The organism is Pseudomonas sp. GWSMS-1 (assembly GCF_049847425.1).
Classification (GTDB): domain Bacteria; phylum Pseudomonadota; class Gammaproteobacteria; order Pseudomonadales; family Pseudomonadaceae; genus Aquipseudomonas.
In genome coordinates this window covers 3,578,179-3,599,138 of the sequence record NZ_JBMHHV010000005.1, presented here as the reverse complement: position 1 = coordinate 3,599,138, position 20,960 = coordinate 3,578,179, and the positions used below count along the sequence as shown (strand labels likewise).

16 protein-coding genes are annotated in these 20,960 nt (G+C 63.1%); 15 read left to right on the top strand and 1 reads right to left on the bottom strand.

The window, feature by feature from the left end:
- The first annotated feature begins 9 nt into the window (after positions 1–9).
- The 14 genes from ACEPAJ_RS20415 to ACEPAJ_RS20350 all read left to right on the top strand — a co-directional run bounded on the left by ACEPAJ_RS20415 (position 10) and on the right by ACEPAJ_RS20350 (position 18,857).
- The gene (locus tag ACEPAJ_RS20415; protein WP_425917462.1) at positions 10–555 is read left to right on the top strand and encodes a hypothetical protein; all 546 of its coding nucleotides are present in this window, start codon (positions 10–12) and stop codon (positions 553–555) included.
- Positions 552–1,310 carry a prepilin-type N-terminal cleavage/methylation domain-containing protein gene (locus ACEPAJ_RS20410; protein WP_425917460.1) on the top strand — a complete coding sequence of 253 codons (759 nt, stop codon included), beginning with the start codon at positions 552–554 and terminating at the stop codon, positions 1,308–1,310. The genes ACEPAJ_RS20415 and ACEPAJ_RS20410 overlap by 4 nt, the downstream gene beginning before the upstream one ends.
- Positions 1,311–1,323: 13 nt before the next feature.
- Positions 1,324–3,015, top strand: coding sequence for a pilus (MSHA type) biogenesis protein MshL (gene mshL, locus ACEPAJ_RS20405; RefSeq protein ID WP_425917458.1), 1,692 nt, complete (start codon positions 1,324–1,326; stop codon positions 3,013–3,015).
- Complete coding sequence (locus tag ACEPAJ_RS20400; protein WP_425917456.1) at positions 3,012–4,076, top strand: tetratricopeptide repeat protein; 1,065 nt, start codon at positions 3,012–3,014, stop codon at positions 4,074–4,076. The genes mshL and ACEPAJ_RS20400 overlap by 4 nt, the downstream gene beginning before the upstream one ends.
- On the top strand, positions 4,076–5,482 hold the full coding sequence (locus tag ACEPAJ_RS20395) for an AAA family ATPase (RefSeq protein WP_425917454.1): 1,407 nt from the start codon (positions 4,076–4,078) through the stop codon (positions 5,480–5,482). Before ACEPAJ_RS20400 ends, ACEPAJ_RS20395 begins: the two co-directional genes overlap by 1 nt.
- Complete coding sequence (locus ACEPAJ_RS20390; RefSeq protein WP_425917452.1) at positions 5,469–7,157, top strand: GspE/PulE family protein; 1,689 nt, start codon at positions 5,469–5,471, stop codon at positions 7,155–7,157. The genes ACEPAJ_RS20395 and ACEPAJ_RS20390 overlap by 14 nt, the downstream gene beginning before the upstream one ends.
- A complete protein-coding gene (locus ACEPAJ_RS20385) occupies positions 7,154–8,401 on the top strand; it encodes a type II secretion system F family protein (RefSeq protein WP_425917450.1) in 1,248 nt (415 codons plus the stop codon). The genes ACEPAJ_RS20390 and ACEPAJ_RS20385 overlap by 4 nt, the downstream gene beginning before the upstream one ends.
- Positions 8,398–10,380 (top strand): hypothetical protein, encoded by a 1,983-nt coding sequence (locus tag ACEPAJ_RS20380; protein WP_425917448.1) that lies wholly within the window; start codon positions 8,398–8,400, stop codon positions 10,378–10,380. The genes ACEPAJ_RS20385 and ACEPAJ_RS20380 overlap by 4 nt, the downstream gene beginning before the upstream one ends.
- 4 nt (positions 10,381–10,384) lie before the next feature.
- A complete protein-coding gene (locus ACEPAJ_RS20375) occupies positions 10,385–11,506 on the top strand; it encodes a type II secretion system protein (RefSeq protein WP_425917446.1) in 1,122 nt (373 codons plus the stop codon).
- Positions 11,503–12,780: a type II secretion system protein gene (locus ACEPAJ_RS20370; protein ID WP_425917444.1), complete on the top strand. Its 1,278-nt coding sequence runs from the start codon at positions 11,503–11,505 to the stop codon at positions 12,778–12,780. Before ACEPAJ_RS20375 ends, ACEPAJ_RS20370 begins: the two co-directional genes overlap by 4 nt.
- 61 nt (positions 12,781–12,841) lie before the next feature.
- A complete protein-coding gene (locus ACEPAJ_RS20365; RefSeq protein WP_425917442.1) occupies positions 12,842–13,537 on the top strand; it encodes a type II secretion system protein in 696 nt (231 codons plus the stop codon).
- Positions 13,538–13,652: 115 nt separating this feature from the next.
- Positions 13,653–14,540 (top strand): Hsp33 family molecular chaperone HslO, encoded by an 888-nt coding sequence (gene hslO / locus ACEPAJ_RS20360; protein WP_425917440.1) that lies wholly within the window; start codon positions 13,653–13,655, stop codon positions 14,538–14,540.
- Between the two features lie 159 nt (positions 14,541–14,699).
- Positions 14,700–16,241, top strand: coding sequence for a phosphoenolpyruvate carboxykinase (locus ACEPAJ_RS20355; protein WP_425917438.1), 1,542 nt, complete (start codon positions 14,700–14,702; stop codon positions 16,239–16,241).
- Between the two features lie 699 nt (positions 16,242–16,940).
- Positions 16,941–18,857 carry a RecQ family ATP-dependent DNA helicase gene (locus ACEPAJ_RS20350; protein WP_425917436.1) on the top strand — a complete coding sequence of 639 codons (1,917 nt, stop codon included), beginning with the start codon at positions 16,941–16,943 and terminating at the stop codon, positions 18,855–18,857.
- 87 nt (positions 18,858–18,944) lie between these two features.
- Here the strand turns inward: ACEPAJ_RS20350 and ACEPAJ_RS20345 are convergent, their stop codons facing one another.
- Positions 18,945–19,952 carry a helix-turn-helix domain-containing protein gene (locus ACEPAJ_RS20345; RefSeq protein ID WP_425917434.1) on the bottom strand — a complete coding sequence of 336 codons (1,008 nt, stop codon included), beginning with the start codon at positions 19,950–19,952 and terminating at the stop codon, positions 18,945–18,947.
- 522 nt (positions 19,953–20,474) lie between these two features.
- Here ACEPAJ_RS20345 and ACEPAJ_RS20340 point away from each other — a divergent pair.
- Entirely contained in the window at positions 20,475–20,942 is a 468-nt protein-coding gene (locus tag ACEPAJ_RS20340; RefSeq protein WP_425917432.1) for a hypothetical protein, read from the top strand.
- The last annotated feature ends 18 nt before the right edge of the window (positions 20,943–20,960 follow it).

The following is a 20,960-nucleotide window of genomic DNA, read 5'->3' as shown; positions in this document are numbered from 1 at the left end:
GGAGTTGCTATGCGTAATCTCACTCTGCCTCTGACCTTCGTCGCGGGTCTTGCGCTGAGCGCCGCCATTGCTTGGTGTCTGTGGCCGGTCACGCCGCTGCATGTACCTGCGGCCTCACCGTCGCTGCCCAGCGCGCCAGCGAGTTTGGCTGAGACGCCGGTGCTAACCAGCTCGCCGCAGAGCGAGGCCAGTCCACCTTGGGCCGGAGCACCAATCTCCGGCGCCCCTGGCGTTGTGCCGCCCGCGACATCGACCGTAACGCCGAGTCCGGATCGACCGCAAAACATTGCGCAACTGGACGCAATGCTTGATGCGATGCAGCGTGAGAATGGCAGCAGCGTGGTCGGAGGGGTCAAGATTGACGTGCTCCGCGCCAACCTGGCCAAGGCCGAACAACTACAGGCGTTGGCTAAGCAGATTGAGGCCGAGAGCCTCAAGCCAAACGGCGGCGATCTGCAGGTCATGCAGGGTTATCTCAAGCAGTTGCAGGCGTTGCAGGGCCAGTTGCGCATGGACTTTATGGCCGAGCCTGCGCCCGCTGCCGAGGAGCCATGAGTCGTTGCCGTCTGCCCCAGGCTTCAAGGCAGCAGCAAGGCTTTAGCCTGCTGGAGCTAAGCCTGTGCTTGGTGGTGGTAGGGCTACTTGGTGTGTTGGTCAGTAATGCTTATGGCACTGCCGCCAACGACCAGGCCCACCAGCAAGCCCGTGCCGCCGGTGCACAGCTGCAGCAGGCGGTGCTGACTTTTAGCCTGCGTCAGCGCCGCCTGCCGTGCCCGGACAGCTCCGGTGACGGGCGCGAAGGTGATGCCAATGGCAACTGCCCGGCCGGCCTGGTTCTGGGCCGGGTGCCCTATCTGAGTCTAGGGCTGAGCCTGCCAGTGCCGGCTCAGCGCGGCTTGCTGGGGGTGTACCGCAGTGCCGCTGTGGACCTGGCGCAGAACGTTGAGCGCTCTGGCGATGCCCCCACTTCACCCCGCTACCACAGCCTAGGTGACCTGATGCTGGGCTTGGTGTTGGCGGCGGCGCAGCCGGTCACGCAGGCCGCCCCTTTTCTCACCGGCAACGATGCCGAAGCTGGTGCGCAGGACTGCGCAGGGCGACATCTGAGTAATCCAGCCTTCGTCCTGGTGCTGCCGGCCAGTGACCGCAACGCGAGCGGGCAGGGCTTTGAGGGGCCGCATGCTGACCTGTTGGCGGGGCAGACGTGTGTGATTTCACCGGGGCGCGCGAGCGACTTGGGCTACGACGATGTGGTGCTAGCGCAGAGCCTGCACTCCCTGATGGGCTGGCTAGCCCCTTACAACCATTGATTCGGAATTGTTTATGAGCAGTCAGACTTCAGCCGTTGTTTTCCCTTCCCGCACCCGCCGCTGCAGCGGTTTTGCCCTTGGTCTGCTGGGCCTGGCGATCCTCGCCGGCTGCGGCACTACGCCGCCTAGTGTCAAGCACCTGCAACCGGAGACTGGCGAGGCACTGACAGCCTTGAGTGAGCACCTGGAAAACAGTTCCCAGCTGCTGACCGCCAACCAGGATCGCCTCAACCGCAACCTCAACCGACCTGCACCGGCTAAGCCCCCGAGCTTGGTGGCCCCCGCCTATGACCCGTTGGAAGACAAACTCATCAACATCAACATGAGCGACGCCGATGTTGGCATGTTTCTCTGGGCGCTGGCCGATCAGTTGGGGATGAACCTGATTGTCGAGCCTGAGGTGTTGCAGCTGAACAAACGCGCCAACTTGTCACTGAAAAACGTTACCGCTCGCGAGGTGTTCGACAACATCCTGCGCGCCTTCGACCTGAGCGGCAAAGTCACCGGCACCACTTTGGTGGTGGGGCTGATGGATGAGCAGATCTTCAACGTCGACTTCGTCAACGCGCACATGGCGGTAGACATCAGCACCGGCGGCAACGTGTTCGGCTCTGAAGGCAGTAACACCGAAGGCAGCGGCGGTGGTAATCAGTTGCAGGGCAACTTCAGCCTCAGTGGTGGCAGCGGCAAGGAAAACGACCCTTACGAATTTCTCGAAAAATCCGTGGAAAGCATCCTCGGCCAGGAGAAGGGCCAGCGCGGATCGGCGCAGAGCGGGGAGGGCGAGGCGAAAACTGCCTTCAGTCTGAACCGGGTCACCGGCGGCCTGTTTGTGCGCGGCCGGCCGTCTCAGGTGCGCGCCGTGGAGGAGATGATCCGCTACAGCCGTGCGGTGATGACCCGTCAGGTCCAGATTGAGGCGCAGATCATCGACGTTAGTCTCAACGACGGCTTCGAATACGGGGTGGACTGGAAGCTGTTGCGCAGCCAGGTAGCCGGCACCGTCGGTACCAGCCCGCTAGAGTTGGGGCCAGCCACCGGCACCCTGCCGGGTGACAATGCCCTGTCGCGGGTATTGACCATTCCCCAGCAATTGCTCGGCTCGGCGACCGGAAACTCGGCCGGCCTGGGTTATTTCGATGACAGCTTCAGCGTTGCGCTGACGGCTCTGCGTTCGTTTGGCGACCTCAATGTGCTGTCCAACCCGAGCGTGCGGGTGCGTAACGGCGCGCCGGCCATGCTCAGCGTTGGTACCAGCGTGCGCTATGTGTCGAAAATCTCCTCGACTCTGACGAACCCGGGTGGTGGGGCATCGACCACCAGCTCCGACGTGCAGACCGATTCGCTGTTTGCCGGTGTGGTATTCGGCGTGATTCCGCGCATCGACAAGGACGGTCGCGTCGAGCTACTGATTCACCCAATGCAGACGGATGTTGAGCCCGCCAGTCTGGCGCTGACTGATGTCGGCAACGGCAATCGGGTGACCCTGCCGGTGATCAATTACAAGGGCATGACCACCACCCTCAACCTCGCTGATGGCGACACGGTGTTGATCGGTGGTCTGATCGACCAGCGTGTGAGCAACAACAATGGTGGTATCCCCTTCCTCTCCGACATCCCTGGCCTGGGCCTGCTGTTTGACCAGCAGAATGACAGCAAGGGCAGCCGCGAGTTGGTTGTCGTGCTGCGGGCCACCGTGTTGTGAGCCTGATCTACGCTGCGCTCAAGGAGCTTGATCGCCAAGAGCAGACCCCTGACGTAGCGGCCGCACCGGCCCCGCTGCCGGCGCGCGTGCGCCCGGCTTATGGCCGGTATTTGGCACTGGCGCTGTGTGTTGGAGTCGGCACCAGCCTGCTTTGGCCTCGCGTTGGCGTAGAGGTGGACGCGGTCCTGGCGGTGAGCGAGGGCGAGCCGACAGTGCCTGAGCGAGCGGTGTTAGCGCCGGTGATCGTTGAGCCGATAGCCGAGCACACGGCGGTCAATCCGGCAGCCGCGTTGGCAACAGCGGTGCCAGTAGCTGTTGACTCGGTCGCTGTAAAGGTAGCGCTGCAGCCTGAGCTGGCGACCCCTACAAATGAGCCAGAAGTGACGCCGCTCGCGGCACGGCCGCTGCCAGCAGTCGTGCAGCCAGCATCAGCTAACCCACCGAGCACGGTGACCCAACTGGCAGCGGTCAGCCAGCCAGTCACCGTAGCCCTCGACCACCTGCCGTCGGACCCACCGCCTGAGAGTGTCAGCCCTCTGTCGGCTGACGCACCGAGCCTAGGCCTGCCGCAGGTGCTCGCCACTGCGTCAATACCGAGCGCGCCGCCCGCGATCAGTCGCGAGCAGCGCCTGCAGGCCGCGCGTGATGGCATCCAGGTGCAGGCGCGCCGCGAGCCGGCCAGCACCACAGTGGAGGCCGAGCGCGCGGTGGAACAGGCCGTTGCCCGTTTTACTGCCGCGATGCAGGCCCAGGACCCTACAGCCGCCGAGCCCCAGTTGCTGGCGCTGGAGGCCTTGTTGCCGGCCCAGAGCCTGACCCGCTTGCGCATGCGCGCCTGGTGGTTGAGTACCAGTGCGCGTGCCGAGGAAGCGGCTGGCCTCTACGAACAGATCTTGGCGCGGCGTCCAGGTGACGCCGGTGCCAGTATCAACCTGGCGCTACTGCAGGCCGATATTGGGCACTTCGGGCAGGCTCGCCACACTCTGGCGCGACTGCCCGACAGCCACCCGGAGCAACTGCGGGTCGAACGCTATATCCGCACCCGTGAAGGGGGGCGCTGATGGACGCCGAACGCCATTTGCAGCATTTGGGTTTGACGCGGCATCCATTCCCGCCAACCCCAGACGCTGGCCGTTACTTCTATACGGCGCACCTAGAACAGGAATTTGCCGAGGCGCTGCACTGCCTGCTGGCGCGCAAGGGTTTCGTGTTGCTCAGTGGCGAAGTGGGTCTGGGCAAGAGCACCTTTCTGCGCCACCTGATTGAGGCTTTGCAGGGCCAAGGTGCGAGCGTGGCGCTGGTGCTTAACACCTTTCTGCAGGGGCTCGACTTACTCAATGCGATCAACCGTGATTTCGGCCTGGTGCCGGGCGCGGACTTCGCCGAGAGCCTGGAGACCCTCAACCAGTTTTTGCTGGAGCGCCATCAAGCGGGCAGCACCTGTGTATTGCTGATTGACGATGCGCAGAATCTCAGCCTGGAGAGTCTGGAGCTGGTGCGGCTGCTGACCAACCTGGAGACGGGGCAGCACAAGCTGTTGCAAATCGTCCTTGCCGGTCAGCCGGAACTGCAAGACAGCCTAGCGCGCCCGCAGATCCGCCAATTGGCCAGTCGCATCGTCAAGCACTTGCAACTGGGACCGTTGAGCGCCGAGGAACTGGGGCGTTATGTGGACTTTCGCCTGGGCGGTGACGCGGCCGGCGTGCGTTTGACGGCCGCCGGGCTGCGCGAGCTGCGTGCTTGCAGCGGCGGCAACCCGCGGCGCATCCATCTGATTATGGATCGCTGCCTGTATGGCGTGCTGCTGCGCAACGACAGCCTGATCGATGCCGCTCTGGTCGGCAAGGCTACGGCGGAGGCTGGCTTTCGCCGCGCGCCGTCGCGGCGCCTGCACCTGGTGGCATTGGTGCTGCTCGCGGGCGTGCTGCTGAGCGGCAGCGGGCTGCTGGGCTGGTCGCAGTTAGTCGCGGCGACCCAGGTCACCCAGGCGGTCGCCTTCGCTGAACCGGCCCAGGCTCCGGACCAACTGGACCTTTCGGTGGGCTCGGCTTGGGCGCGCTGTCAGACGCAGCTGGCCGTGAGTGAGCCCGCGCCGGCGCTGCGCAGTCTGCGTGTCCCCCAAGCGCAGCTGGCCGCTGTGTTGGCTGGCGGTGCCTGCCTGCTGGATGCTCAGGAGCCGGCCCTGGTGCTGTGGCGCCCGAGCTTGCGTGGCGAGTGGATCAGCAGCCCGCAGGCCAACCCCGAGGCGCTACACCTACAAACTCTGCTCAGCAGCCTGGCCCTTTATCACGGCGAACTGGATGGTCGCTGGGGGCCCTTGACGCGCACTGCCCTGAGCGAATTCCAGACCCGGATGGGGTTGAGCCCCAGCGGTATTCCCGATGATTTAACGCTTAGCCTGCTACCGGCGTTTGTCGCCTCGGTCGCGTCTGAGCGCAGTGAGGAGCAACAGCATGGCGAAGGTTGAACTGGTAGTGGTCGACAGCGCAGAGAGCCCTGTCCGGCTAGGCGAGGCGCTGTGTGAGCGCGGTCAGTTGACGGCGGTACAGCTCGAATACGCAGTGCAGAAGCAGCGGGTCGAGTCGGGCAAGTTAGGCCAGATTTTGTTGCGCCACGGTTTGACCTCCGAGCTCAACCTGGCGCTGCTGTTGGCCGAGCAAATGGACATTGGTTTCGTCGCGGTGGACAAGTGCCCGACACCCGAGCTGGCGCTGCTGGAGCTGTTCAACCGTGAGCTGTGCCTGATGCACGGCTTCCTGCCACTGAGTCGGGCCGATGGCGAACTGCACGTATTGCTGGGCGACGGCTCAATCGAGCGGGTGGCCGAACTGGTGTTCCAGCGCACCGGCTGGCGCTGCAGTTTCGTGCAGGGCGAATTTACCAAGGTCGCCCAACTGATCCGGCAAACCTACTACTTCGCTAGCCACCCCGTGGAGTCGCTGATCGAGCGTGAAGTACGCCGCCTGTCCGGTGACAGCGACCACGCCTATGGCCCGCAGCAACTGCTGGAGTACTTGCTGCACCTGGCGGTGCGCGAGCGCGCCACCGACATTCACATCGCTCCGGCCAGTGACAGCCTGCACGTGCTGTTCCGCATCGACGGCGTACTGCGTCCGATGTTCGGCCTGCCACCACAACTGGCGCGCTTACTGGTGTTTATCAAGCTGGAAGCCGAGATGAACATTTCCGAGCAGCGTCTACCCCAGGACGGCAGTTTTTACACTCGGGTGCTGGACCAGGCGTTTACCTTGCGCGTCTCAACCCTGGTCAGCATCCACGGCGAGCGCATGGTGTTGCGCTTGCTGCCCGAACGCAGCGAATTCGGCGGACTGGTCGAGTTGGGGTTTCTGGAAAAAGATGTGGTGGTGCTTGAGCAACTGTTTGCCCGGCCGGCCGGTATGGTGCTGATTACCGGCCCCACCGGCTCGGGTAAGAGCACCAGCCTGCATTCGGCGCTGCGCATGCAGTCGCTGATCGAGCGTAACGTACTGACCGTCGAGGACCCGGTGGAGTACCGGGTGCCCACCGCCGGCCAGACCGAGGTCAATCGTCGTGCCGGTTACGATTTCGGTAACGCCCTGCGGCACTTTCTGCGTCACGACCCAGATGTGTTGCTGATCGGCGAAATTCGTGACGAGGAAACCGCCCGCGCGGCAGTCGACTCGGCATCCACCGGCCACCTAGTGCTGTCCACCCTGCACGTGAGCAACGTGTTCGGTGCAGTGCCGCGCCTTAATGTGCTGGGTCTGGATCGTCAGACCATCGCCGATAACCTGCTGGCAGTGATCAACCAGCGCCTGCTGCGGCAAAACTGCCCGTTCTGTAGCACTGCGGTGGCGTTCAGTGCCGCTGAGCGGCGTTGGTTGGCTGCTGACGCGCCGAGCCATGGCCGCCGCGGCCAGGGTTGCCCGCGTTGTGCTGGGACCGGTTTCTACGGCCGTCTGCCGGTCTACGAGGTATTGCTGGTGTCGGCGGCGGTGGCCGAGGGTATTACTGAGGGCGAAGGACGCAATAAGTTGCTGGAGCGAGTGGCCGCTAACAGTTTCACCGACATTGCCCAGCTGGCGCGGTGGCGGGTAGCTCAGGGCCAGACCACCATGGACGAGGTAATTCGCACCTTAGGCGGGGAGGTGCAGGCGTGAGTACCTACTTCTATCGCCTGCTGGGTGACGATGGACGGGTAAGTCGTGGCTTTGTCAGCCTGAGTGTGGGCAAAGACTTCTCCGCCAAGTTGTGGCTGGAGCGCCGCCATGACGCCGTGGTGCTAAGTCTGCACCGGCTGCCGAGCTGGGCCGCGCCGCTGCAGTGGCTGAGCGCGCAGCTGCAGCGTAATCGCGTCACCCAACAGGATGTCAGTGCCTTTCTGCGTGACATGTCGGTGATGCTGGGCAGTGGCGTGCCGATGTTCGATGCCCTACAGACCCTGGCCGAAGAAGCCGAGCTGGGCGAGCAGCTGCGTATCGGCGCGATCGCCCGCGCGGTGCTGGAGGACCTCAATACGGGGGCCTCGGTCAGCGAAGCGTTCGAGCGTCACTCTGACCTGTTCCCTGAGACTATCCGCAACTTGGTGCTGCTGGGCGAGGAGAGCGGTGAGCTGCACCGCATGTTTCTTGAGGGGGCCTTGCACCTGGAGCGTGTGCACAAGATGAATCAGGACGCACGCGCGGCCATGATCTATCCCAGCTTCGTGCTGTCGGCGATCTTTGCGGCGGCGGCGTTCTGGGTGTTTTATGTGATCCCCAGCATGACCCAACTGTTCGCCCAGATGAACGTCAAACTGCCGGCCATCACCCTCGGCGTGCTGGCGGCGGCCGACTGGCTGACCGAACACCTGGGCCTGACTCTGCTGTTGCTGAGCCTGCTGCTGGTCGGCGGTTGGCTGACAGTCAGTCGTAGCCGCTGGGCCCGTCGCCACCTGCACCTGCTGCTGCACAAGTTACCAATCGCCCGGGTACTGATGCACTCGTCCGGTATGGCGCGCCTCACCGAACACCTAGCGCTGCTGATCCGTGCGGGGCTGGATACGGTGCGCAGTTTGGAAATTCTAGAACGCTCCACCGGCGACGAATATTTTCGTGAGCGCTTGGCCGCTTTGCGCACTGCAGTGGCTCGTGGCGAGCGTATCGGCACGGCTATGCGCCAGGTCGGCGGCTTCCCGCCCATGGCGGTACGCATGATCGCTGTCGGCGAAGAGACCGGTACCTTGGACAAGCAGTTGGCGCACCTGGCCGGTGAGTATCGCGGCCGGCTTGATCACCTTATTACCTCCCTGGCGGAGGTGATCAAACCGGCGGTGATCCTGCTGGCTGGCGCGTTGTTCATGCTGCTGGTGGTGGCACTGTTTCTGCCGGTCTACGACCTGGTCAAACAGGCGGTGGCGATATGAGTGGTAGGCAAAACCGGCGCGCCAGGATAACGGCGCGCATGGCCGGTTTCGGCCTGCTGGAGAGCATGCTGCTGGTGCTACTACTGGGCGGCCTACTGATGGCCGGCTACACCTGGCTGCTGGCCGAGCAGACCCGCGAGCATGCCGAGCAGCAGGCGGCCTTCCTCGCCCTGGCAGACCGCCAGGTGGCCGGCTTTGCCGAAGTGCAGCAGCGCCTGCCGTGTGTAGATGTGGATGGCGACGGTTATGAAGACTGTGCCAACCTGAGCAACAAGGGCTGGTTGCCCGTACATACCCTAGGTTTGACGAGCGAGGGTGCTCAGCCTGGTATGCCGCGTCTGCGTTATATCGTTTACCGCAGTGGCAATGACCTGGCGCTGCTGACCAACAATTTCAACCCGGGCAACTGGGATCATTCCGAGGTGTATCCCTTCACCGCGGCCAACGCCTTCGACTTCTGCAGCGTGCTGGATGGGGCCATGGTTGCCTCTGCCGCTACAGCAGCGCAGAACGCGGCGCATTTCAATACCACCGCCGGGGTGCGGCGTAACGTCGCTTATGGCCTGGCCCTGGGCGGTGATGTCGATCGTAGCGGCAGTGGTGAGTTATTTGATGGCGACAACGCTGTTACCGCCGATCCGCTGTTAAGCGCACCCTACCGGGGAGCGGACGCCAACTATGACGATGCGGTGCGCTTGCGCACCTTCTCCAGCCTGGCAGGTGCTCTCAATTGTCCCGGTAACCTTGGCGCCCTGCGCGCCATGGCCCTGGCCGCCGACGTGATCGTCGAGGTCAACAGCGATCTGGAAGAACTCAAGGGCAACGCGACCATGGCCAGCATCACTACCGGCCTGCAGTTGGCCAAGAGCATCGTCGACGTGGTAATCGCCGGCATCGGCATGACCAAGGCCATCACCAGCCTGACCATCGCCAGTGCGCAGCTGGCGGCGGCCATCGCCCTGTGCGCGATCCTGATCGGCTGCGCCGACATTCCCCGGGCGGCGGCCGCGGTGGGGTTTGCCACTGCGGCGGTGGTGTTGCAAGGGGTGACCATCGGCCTCAACGTGGCCGCCACCGTGGCCGTCACCGTGGCCTTCGCTAAGGTGGTCAATGTCGCGCGCAAGCTGGGGGCCATCGTCGACCCCGATGTGCAGGCCGAGATCGACCAGATCACCGAGGGCAAGAACCTGTATCAGAGCGCTCTGGACGAGATCAACGCCTCCCTGGCCAAGGCCCGGGCCGACCTGGCCACGGCGCAGAACAAGGAGGCCGCGGCGCTCAACAAGTACAAAACCAGCGTCAATGATCGTAACAATTGGACCACGGATGCCTATGCCAATGTCGATGCCTTGCATAGCGACGCCGATGCCCGCGCGGCCGGCCGCGCGGCCTTGCTGGCCTACACCCAGGCGGTCGACTTCCGGGTGCTGCGCGATGCCACGCTGGCCAAGGCGGAGAACGAGCTCAGCAGCCTGAACGATCAGAGCACGATGTTGACCAACAACCGTGAGGATCTGGTGACTAAACGCGCCGGCGAAAGCAATCCAGACAAACAGAAGTCGTTGGACCGGCAGATTGCCATCCTGCAAGAGCAGCTCACTGAGCTGACGCCCAAGGTGACCAGCGCCACCAGCGCGGTCAACGCGGCGCTGAGCGCGAAGAACACGGCGGACGCGGTCGAGTCGGCGGCGTTGAGCGAGGCCTACAACAAGAACCCCAGCTTGTGGTTTGCTTTCAACCTGAGCGCCTACGGGAGCCGGGCCGACAAGGTGCAGGTCAATCTGTACGCGCTGCAGCAGGCCCAGGAGGAGACTCGGGCGCTGAACAAGTTGATCAACGATCCGGACGACGGCCTGCTGGCGGCCAAGGCGCAGATGGAGGGGATCATCGCCGGCACCGTGCCCGACGCGGGAGGTTCGCTGGTGGAGGTCTGGGGGGCGCGGTGGACATCCTCCGGGCGATGGACGCCAAGGGGGTGACGCGATGAACCCGCTCGCTCGCAGCCAGCGCGGCTTCTCCCTGCTCGAGATGGCGGTGGTGCTGTTGATCGCCGGCCTGCTGGGCGCGGCGCTGTGGAAGTTGCTGCCCCTGCTGCGCCCGCTGGAGAGCCGCGCGGCGGTGCAGGCCCAGCTTACAGCGGCGGAGCAGGCACTCGGCGGCTTCGCCCTGACCCAGCACCGTTTGCCCTGTCCGGCGACGCAGCCCGGCGGGCTGGAGACCTGTGCCCAGGCCGGCCGCTGGCTGCCCCAGGCAACCTTGGGACTGAGCGGCCCGCCCCTGCGTTATGGGGTCTACCGGGCGCCGGGCGCCACGGCCCTGGCTGATGCCGATCTGGCGCTCAGCCTGGATCGCTTCGAACCCCGCCTGCCGCCAGATGGCCCGCGCGCGCTCACCGCGGTCAACGGCCTGGACCTGTGCAAGGCGCTGCACAACGGCCAACTGAACCCCCAGTCCGGCCGCGTGGACGGCGGCAGTCCGGCGGTGGCGGTGGCCTTCGCCCTGGCCCATCCCAGCGGGGGGGATGCCGACAACGACGGCGATGCCTTCGACGGCCTGAATGCCGGCGTCGGCTTCGAACCGAGCGATCGACCGCAGCGGCTGGACTACGACGACGCTACCTTGCTGGTCGGCTTTGCCGAGCTGGCAGGACGCCTGGGCTGCCCCGCAGCGATTAGCCGCGCCGATGGTGCTGCGCGCAGCGCCTATGTGGGCTACGACAACCGGCGTTTCGCTGAGCTGTACCACGAGTTCCGCATCCTGGGGCATCACGTGCGTCGGCAGAACACCGTGATGGCCACCGCGGCCCTGGGCCTGGCCACCGCCGAGCTGGTCATCACCCTAGGTACCACGGCCTCGGCGGTCTACCAGGCCGCGGCTACCGCGGGTATCGGCGCGGTGGTGGTAGTCAAAGCGGGGGTCGCCGTGGGCCTGGCGATCAAGGGCGTGCAGAGCGCGACCTCGAAGCTGCTGGGTGCGCAGGAGGCGGAGGAGCTCGCTCAAGAGCAGAAGGCGGCAGCGGTTCTCGAACTGGCCCGGTTTGTCGAGGCAGAGACTCTGGCGCTGGCCGCGGCCGTGCTTCAACACAATCGAGGGTTGCTGCCATGAGGCGTAATGAGCGTGGTTTTTCCCTGCTGGAGCTGGCCATCGCGATTGCGGTGATCGGCGTGATGGCGGTCCTGCTGCTGACCTTCGTCCAGCGCCAGAACCTGCAGGCCCAGGCCAGCGCCCAGCGCAGCCTGTTGGAGCGGGCGGACCAGGCCCTGACGGGCTTCGTGCTCACGCACAACCGTCTGCCCTGCGCCGACACCGATGGCGACGGCCTGGAGAACTGCGGGGCCGCTGGCGCCGGGGTGAGCAAGCGCCTGCCGGCCCGCACCCTAGGCATGGCCAGCTTCCAGGCCGCCCAGGTGCGCTACCAGGTCTACCAGGCCCCGCTGCCGGGAGCCCTGGACCGTGACCTGGGCGTGGCCAAAGACCGCTTCTCGCCCCTGGTCGCCCAGGTGGTGCCGGGCGCGGTGCTGGCCACCGCGACGCTGCTGGGGCAGAACACCCTGTTGGACTTTTGCAGCGGTCTGAACACCGGCGCCCGCGCGCCCTTCTCCGCCGCCCAGGTGCACACGGTGGGGCCGGCGGGCTCGACCAACGTGGCCTACGGCCTGGCACTGGGTGGGGTGCGCGACCGCGACGGCGATGGCACGCCGGCCGATGGCCTGCAGGCCCAGGGCGTCGGGTTCGATGCGCCGACCCAGGCCCACAGTCTGAACAACGACGATCGGGTGCGCGCCGTGGGCTTCGCCCAGCTGTACGCGCGACTGGCCTGCAGCGAGGTGCTGGCGGCGGCGGGCAGCGCGCACTTCAACGTAGGCACTGCCGCCCTGACCCTGCAGCGTGGCGCCATTGATTACGCGGTGTTGCAGGATCTCAACGACGAACTGGCCGAGGCCAATGTCGCCATGGGTACCGCCAGCACGCTCAGCGCGGTGGCCGGGGTGTCCCAGGCCGCCACCGACATGCAGATCGCCCTGGCCGACTCGCTGATCACCTATGGCCTGATGGGCGTCAACGTGCCCATCGCTGTCATCGATATCGTCACCAACGCCGCCGGCGTGCCGGGGGCAGCCACCGGGCTGGCCTTCGCCGTCTGCGCCAAGATCGGCACCGAGGCGCTCAAGGACCACTCAGTTCATTACCGCGATCTGGCCATCCGCTACACCGATGCGATCCAGGCCAACGCGGTGCGCGGCGACCGCGCACAGTGGTGGAACACCGTTGCCGAGGTCGACATGCCGCCGCAGGTCATCGCCCCCATCGCCGTGAACCCCTTTAGCCTCAACTTCTGCTCGGTGGAGGACATCGATGTGCCGGACGATCCGCGCTGAGTCCCCCGACACCACGCCCGGGGCACCGAATGCTCCGGACCCCGCTTCCATAGGAATTGCCATGCCTTCGTCTATGTCGTCCCCCCGCGTCCAGCGCGGTTTCTCCATGCTGGAAATGTCAGTGGTGTTGGTGGTTATCGGCCTGATCCTCAGTGCGGTCAGCATCGGCCGCAATGTCTACCAGGCTGCACAGATGCAGCGGGTCGCCAGCGACTTTGTGCAGGGCTGGGCGTTGGCCTACGATGCCTATCTCAGTGGCAGTGGCCATGTTCCCGGTGACCAACCGGCTTCGCCCAGCGGGCGTGTCAACAATGGCGGCGTGGCGCTATGTGGCCAGGCCCTACGCGATGCCATGCAGGCCGCGGGCGTGGACTTGCCGGCCGGTCGAGCTGAGGGCCTGGAAGACCTGTATGTGTATCAGGACGGTAATGGCAACCCGCAGCAGTTGGCGGTGTGCTTTCAGAGTGTGGCTTGGGCTGAGCCGGGTGCGACCTCTGGCAGCTACCAATTACGTAACCGTAACGTAATGACCCTGGATGGCCTGACCCCGGCCATGGCCAGCACTCTGGATCAGTATTTCGACGGCCATATCGATGCCAGCTTTGGCCGCCTGCGCGAGACGCTCCAGGCCAGCCAGGCCGCGCCGCGCTCGAGTCTGTGGAGCGCGGACGAGCGCGACGGCATGACCGGGCTGGGGCGGTCCTTCGACGAAGATCAGATCGTGGTGCTTAATGGCTTGCTGTTGATGGTGCGTTGAGTCGACGTCTTGGGGCGATAGTCATGACCCCGCGCGGCCGATAGACAAGAGGCGCTTGGTCATGCGGGCATTTGCGCCTAAAATCACGGGCCGAGTCACCTTTAGTGAAGTTGGCATGCCTGATTTTTCCCAGCGTTTTTTGTTCGATGACAGTGATATTCGTGGTGAGTTGGTCGGCCTGACCGACAGCTACACCCATGTCCTGGCTAAGCACACCTACCCACAACCTGTCGCCCAGCTGTTGGGTGAGCTGCTGGCGGCCGCCTCCCTGCTGATTGGCACGCTGAAGTTTGAGGGGCTGCTGGTTCTCCAGGCGCGCTCCTCCGGTGCCGTGCCGTTGCTGATGGTCGAGTGCTCCAGTGAAGGTGAGTTGCGCGGCATTGCGCATTATCACGCCGAACAGATTGGCGCCGATGCCAGCCTGCGTGAGCTGATGCCCGATGGCGTGCTGGCGATGACGGTTGAGCCGAAATCCGGGCAGCGTTATCAGGGCATCGTTGACCTGGAAGGCGACACCCTGGCTGACTGCCTGAGCAATTACTTCGCCACCTCCGAGCAGTTGCCGACGCGCTTCTGGCTCAGCGCCGATGGCCAGCGTGCCCGTGGCCTGTTGTTGCAGCAGTTGCCGGCGGATCGGATCAAAGACGATGAAGAGCGAGCAGCGAGCTGGCAGCATGCCCTGGCGTTGGCCGATACCTTGAAGGTCGAAGAGCTGCTGGGCCTGGATAACGAAACCCTGCTGCACCGTCTGTATCACCAGGACCCGCTGCGACTGTTTGACCCGCGTGCGCTGCAGTTTCGTTGCAGCTGCTCGCGTGAACGCTCCAGCCGGGCGCTGATCAGTCTGGGCCAGGCGGATGCCGAAGTGCTGGTGCAGGAACACGGTGGTCACGTGGAAATCGATTGCCAGTTCTGCAACGAGCGCTACCTGTTCGATGCCGCCGATGTGCTGCAGTTGTTTATCGATGGCAGCAGTGACGCACCATCGGATACGCGTCACTGAGGCAAATAGCCGCAAACCACGCCGTGATGATTTGATCAGAGGCTGCACTCGCAGCCTGCTTTTTCTGGCATAATCCGGCGCACTTTTTTCTCTGTAGTAGAGCTTTGTTTCTACTACAAAACGTTCGGAGACTCGGCCGTATGGCCGATGGGGACCCACATGACGCAAGCCAAAAACGCCGTGTACACCGACATCAGCGCCGCCCAACTGGTCGAAGAAGCTCTTCGTCGCAGTGAAGGCGAGCTGGCCGCCAACGGCTCGCTGGTTGTCCGTACTGGCCATCGCACGGGTCGCTCGCCGGCTGACCGGTTCATCGTGCAAGAGCCGAGCACCGAGGCGAAAATCGCCTGGGGCGCGATCAACCGTCCGTTCCCAGCCGACAAGTTTGATGCCCTGTGGGACCGCGTACAGGCGTTCTCCGATGCCCAGGACAGCTTCGTTTCCTATGTACATGTAGGGTCTGCCGACGCGCACTACCTGCCGGTTAAGATGACCACCGCCACCGCTTGGCAGAACCTGTTCGGCCGTTGCCTGTTTATCAACCCAGAGCAGTACAACCCGGCTGGTAAAGACCAGTGGCAGATCCTCAACGTGGCCAACTTCGAGTGCGTGCCCGAGCGTGATGGCACCAACTCCGACGGTTGCGTGATCCTCAACTTCGCCGCCAAGAAAGTCCTGATCGCCGGTATGCGTTACGCCGGTGAGATGAAAAAGGCCATGTTCAGCGTGCAGAACTTCCTGCTGCCGGACGCCGACGTGCTGCCGATGCACTGTGCCGCCAACATCGGTGAAGAAGGCGACGTGACCCTGTTCTTCGGCCTGTCCGGTACCGGCAAGACCACCCTGTCCGCCGACCCGAGCCGTTACCTGATCGGTGACGACGAGCACGGCTGGGGCGTGGGCGTGGTGTTCAACATCGAAGGCGGTTGCTACGCCAAGTGCATCGACCTGTCCGAGAAGAACGAGCCAGTAATCTGGAAAGCCATTCAATTTGGTGCTGTGCTGGAGAACGTCGTTCTCGATGAGAACCGTGTACCTAACTACGCCGATGACAGCCTGACCCAGAACAGCCGGGCGGCTTACCCGCTGGAGCTGATCGAAAAGCGCAGCGAGAAGAACCTCGGTGGCGAGCCGAACGCGGTAATCTTCCTGACTTGCGACCTGACGGGCGTGCTGCCACCGGTGTCGATCCTCAACGAAGAGCAAGCGGCCTACCACTTCCTCTCCGGTTACACCGCGCTGGTCGGTTCCACCGAAATGGGCAGCGGCGGCGGCATCAAGTCGACCTTTTCCACCTGCTTCGGCGCGCCATTCTTCCCGCGTCCGGCTGGCGAGTACGCTGAGCTGTTGATCAAGCGTATCCGCGGTTTCGGCTCCAAGGTCTATCTGGTCAACACCGGTTGGACTGGTGGTGGCTACGGCGTCGGCAAGCGCTTCAATATCCCCACCACCCGTGGCGTGATCGCGGCGATTCAGAGCGGCGCGCTGATCGGTGCCGAAACTGAGCAACTGCCGATCATCAACCTGAGCGTGCCGAAGTCGGTGCCTGGTGTTGAAACCAATCTGCTCAACCCACGCAACACTTGGGCAGATCAGAGCGCCTACGATGAAGCGGCCAAAGGCCTGGCTGGACTGTTCATTGAGAACTTCAAAAAGTTCGATGTGTCCGATGCCATCCGTAATGCCGGTCCGCAGCTCTAAGCGGCAGCCGTTGTGAAAAAACCGCCTTGATCGGCGGTTTTTTTATGCCTATGGCAGTCACGCTCTGACAGGTCAGACATGTAGGGGGCGCTTTGCCGGCGCGGCAAGAAACGGAAAAGCCGCCCGGAGGCGGCTTTTTGTGCGTATCTGCAAACAGATCAGGCACGTGGTGCAGTTGTGTTGTAACGCTACTCAGGTGACCGCTCTACACGGCCTCAGGTGTTGCTATGTAGCTGAGTTTTGCCACAGATCTAACGGGTTAGCAGCTCAGGCGATTTCCAGTGGCCTGACCTACAACTGTCGACTTCAGCATGGCTGGCTACTGCCAGGTAGGTGTCGATATGTTGCTGGTGGCGCTGGCGCTTTCGAGTTGCATGGCGGCGTTAGGCCTAGGGACTGCACAGCTCACGGCGAACGTGGACGCTACCAACCGGTGTACTCATCAGCCCGCTTTGGCGGTCACTACCCCGGGTATCCGGAGCTTTTTGGTGCGGCCATCTGGCCCTGACGAGCGATCTAGCTGGTAACCGGCAAGCTGCCGTTGAAACCAGATACCTGCATACTCATCTCCTTTTCCACCGTCTATGGATTGACTGTACGCCTCTGTGGCCGCTGGTGTTAGTTGGATTGGCGATAGCGGATTACGCTTGTAAGTCTTAATCGTTGTTTGCCGCTGTGGCGGTCAATGGAGTCGCAGTTATGAGTACCCTTGAGCGCGTGTTCGGCTTCCAGCAGTTACGTCCTGGCCAGGAGCGGGTGGTCAGTGCAGTGCTGGCCGGGCGTTCGGCGGCGGCCATTTTCCCCACCGGTTCGGGCAAGTCGTTGTGCTACCAGTTGCCAGCGCTGCACCTGCCGCACCTGACCTTGGTGGTATCGCCACTGTTGGCCTTGATGCAGGATCAGCTGGCGTTTCTGCATGCCCGCGGCATTAGCGCGGCCAGTATCGATTCGGCGCAAAGCCGCGAGGCTGCCAGTGCAGTGATGGCCCGGGCGAAATCCGGCGAGCTGAAGATTCTGATGATCTCGGTCGAGCGCTTGAAGAACGAGCGCTTCCGTAATTTTATCGGCCAGGTGCCGATCTCCTTGTTAGTGATCGATGAGGCCCACTGCATCTCCGAGTGGGGGCATAACTTCCGCCCGGATTACCTCAAGCTGCCGGACTATCAGCGCCAGTTCAACATTGCCCAGGTGCTGTTGCTGACCGCTACGGCGACGCCACCGGTAATCGCCGACATGCAGGCAAAATTTGCCATCGCTCCAGACGATGTGGTCACCACTGGCTTCTACCGCGCTAACCTCAACGTGCTGGTCGAGCCGGTCAGCGGAGCCGACAAACAGCGCCGTCTGGAGCAGTGGTTGGGGGCCAAGGGCAGTGAGCCGAGCATCGTTTACGTCACTCAGCAGAAGACCGCCGAGCAGGTGGCCGCGCGCCTGAGCCAGCGTGGTATTGCCGCCAGCGCTTACCATGCGGGCATGCCCCATGAATCGCGCGAGGCGATTCAGCGCCAGTTTATGGCCGGGCAGATCAATTGCATCGTCGCCACCATCGCCTTCGGCATGGGCATCGACAAGAGTGATATCCGCAACGTGGTGCACTTTGACCTGCCCAAATCCATCGAGAACTACAGCCAGGAAATCGGCCGGGCCGGGCGTGACGGTCAGCCTTCGGACTGTTTGGTACTGGCCAACCGCGACAGCCTCAATGTGCTGGAAAACTTCGTCTACGGTGATACGCCGGAGCGGGATGGCATTCGTTGCGTGCTGGATGAGTTGCTGCACAACAGCCAGGGCGGCGAGTGGGAGCTGATGCTGAATGCCCTCAGTGAGCAGAGCAATATCCGTCAGCTGCCGCTGAAAACCCTGCTGGTGCAGCTGGAGCTACGCGGCATCATCGCCCCGCGTTACGCCTACTTTGCCGAGTACCGCTTTAAATACCTGCTAGAGCCTGAGGCACTGGTGAGTAAGTTCGCTGGTGAGCGGCGGCAGTTCGTTGAGGCATTGATCAGCACCTCGCAGCGTGCACGTACCTGGAGCACGGTAGATTTCGACCAGCTCTATCAACACCATCAGGCCGAACGCAGCCGGGTGGTTAAGGCGCTGGACTACTTCCAGGAGCAGGGCTGGATCGAGCTGGAAAGCAAGCAGATGACCGAGGTCTACGCGTTGCTCGACCCAGGCTTTGATCCGGTGGCGTTAAGCGCCGAATTGCATGACTATTTCAGTCAGCAGGAAGCCAGCGAAATTCAGCGGATTCACGCCATGCTCGCGCTGTTCGCCAGTGAGCAGTGCCTGAGTCAGCGCCTAGCTGGCTATTTTGGTGACGGCAACGCGCCGCAGCAGTGCGGGCATTGTTCGGTGTGTCGCGGCCAGGTTGCCCAGCTGCCGGCACCGCCGGCCTTGCCGCCGCTGGCGGAACAGGACTTGTGGAGCTTATGCAGTGGGTTCAGGCAGAAATACCGCGACTTGAAAGGTGCCGAGCCCAGCGCCGAGTGCCTAACGCGCTTCCTTTGCGGCATTAGCGTGCCGCTGTTCACCAAGCTCAAGGCACGCCAACTCGGCGGCTTTGCCGCGTTGGAGAACTATCCCTATGCCGAGGTGCGGAGGCGGTTGGTATAAGTGGCGGCTAACGGTCAATTTCCCCTGCGACTGAATGCCCACGAGGCGCAGGCGTGCCATTGTGGTTCTCGTCGCCGGTGCCAGCAGTTACAGCGCGCGCAACCAGGCGAGGTGCGGTGCGTTGTGCAATGTGGGTTCGGGGCGGGTTTGTTGCTGGCGGGCGACGCGCGGGCTGAGCCCGAAGGCCTGATTGAATAGGCGGCTGAAGGTTTCCGGTTGCAGCCCATGGTTGCGGGCAACTTGGGCGATCTGCAGGTGTTTGTAGCGGGGGTCGAGCAGTTGCCGGCGGGCTCGGTCCAGGCGGCGCTGGCGAATAAATTGAGCGACGCCGCCAAGGGGCTCGAATAGGCGGTACAGCCCCGTGCGTGAGAGGGCGAAATGTTGGCATAGTTGCTCCTGGCCCAGCGTAGATTGGGCAAGGTGTTGTTCGATGTACAGGCACAACTGGCTGAGCAGGCTGTGGCCCTGATCTGCCCCGCTCAGACCTCGACAGGTGGACAGCGCATGGACCAGCAGGGCCCGGCTCGCCTCGCCGAAGGCCAGGGCTTCGCCTGGGCTCAACGCATGGCTGCAGGCCATCAGCGTTTGCAGGTGAGTACCGAGCAGCTTGCCAATTGGCGAGGCGCCACGCAGGACCAATCCGTGCAGGTGCTGCGGGTTTTGGGTAGCGGGAAATGCCGAACGCGGCAGTAGACCGGCGATTAGTGTAGTGGGCTGATCAAGGCAGACTTCTCCGGCCTGGAGTTGGTCGTTGAGCAGCAGATCGCCTGGACTGGCGCTGAACGTCCCCCGTGCAGTGCTACCGCGCAAGCCGCCGGACAGCACTAGCAGTACATGCAAGCTATCAACATGCCCGCGGTTCAAGTTGTCAGTGGCACGGCTGAAGCGTTGTGGGCTGAGCTGCGCCCAGATGCCGAGCAGGCAGCCGAAATGGTGGACTTCAATACCCCAGGCCAACTGCTGCGCTTGTTCTGGTGCCAAGACACTGTCGAGCAGCAAGCTCTGGCGCAGTCGTGAACGCCAGGTTGCCACCCTGCTGTTGTCACTGGACAGCGTCAGGGAGGAGTCATAAGCGATGCGCTTGGCCGGTATCACGGCGAGTCCTGCTATTTGGAGGACTGTGGATAATCCGGTGTTTATGCCGCAAAGGGAAGGTACTTGTACGCGGGTGCTAAGTTTAGAAAGCGTTGTAAATGTTCCTAATACCAGTAAAAACGTCCCAGAAAACTAAAAAACGACCAGCGAGCTGTTACAACGACGCCGCCCAGTCATGACGTGTGAGCCTCGTGGGTTTATAGGCGAGAGAACTGGCACTGCTGTCACCTAGTGGCGTTCGAAGCCTAATTATTGCGGTTTAGGCGTACGGCGAATTCGACTAAGCTGTTATCAACCTAGGCAGCATCAGCAGTCAGTGCATGGCAGACGCGCAATGAAAAATAAGAGCTGCATCCCGTGCAGCCGAACCAAGTTCGCCTCAACGTGTTGAGCGTGGCGCTGTTTTATTTCGAGGGGAATATGGTGGCGACGAGTGAGCTTTTCTCAGCTAAAGGTCCGCGTTCCGGTACGTGCCTACTCACGTTGGGGCGTGAATTTTTCCGGTCTGGCCTAGTATTTATTATGTGCTTAGTGACCTCGACGGCCTTGTTGGCCGCGCCTGAAACGCCCCCGCTGCCGACCCCGTTGCTGACCGTGCAAAGCACCGGGCAGAGCCTTGAATTGACCCTGGAACAACTGCTGACATTGCCTCAGCAGCGGGTTACCACCACCACGGCCTGGACGAGCGGGGTCAAGGTCTTCGAGGGGCCGTTGGTGCGTGATGTACTGGCGCTGCTAGCCGTCGCCCCGGCCACTACCGCGAGCGCCACGCTGCGGGCCTGGAATGACTATGAAGTGGCTGTTGGCATCGCCGACTATTACCAGTGGGATGCGATTCTCGCTCACAGCATGGACGGTACGGGCCTGACGCTGCTTGACCATGGCCCGCTCTGGGTCGTGTATCCCCGCGACCAACACGTCGAGTTGCAGGATTCGCGTTTCGATTATCGTTGGGCCTGGATGCTGCGCAGCATTACGGTTGACCCTTGAGCTGAGGCAGAACCCAGT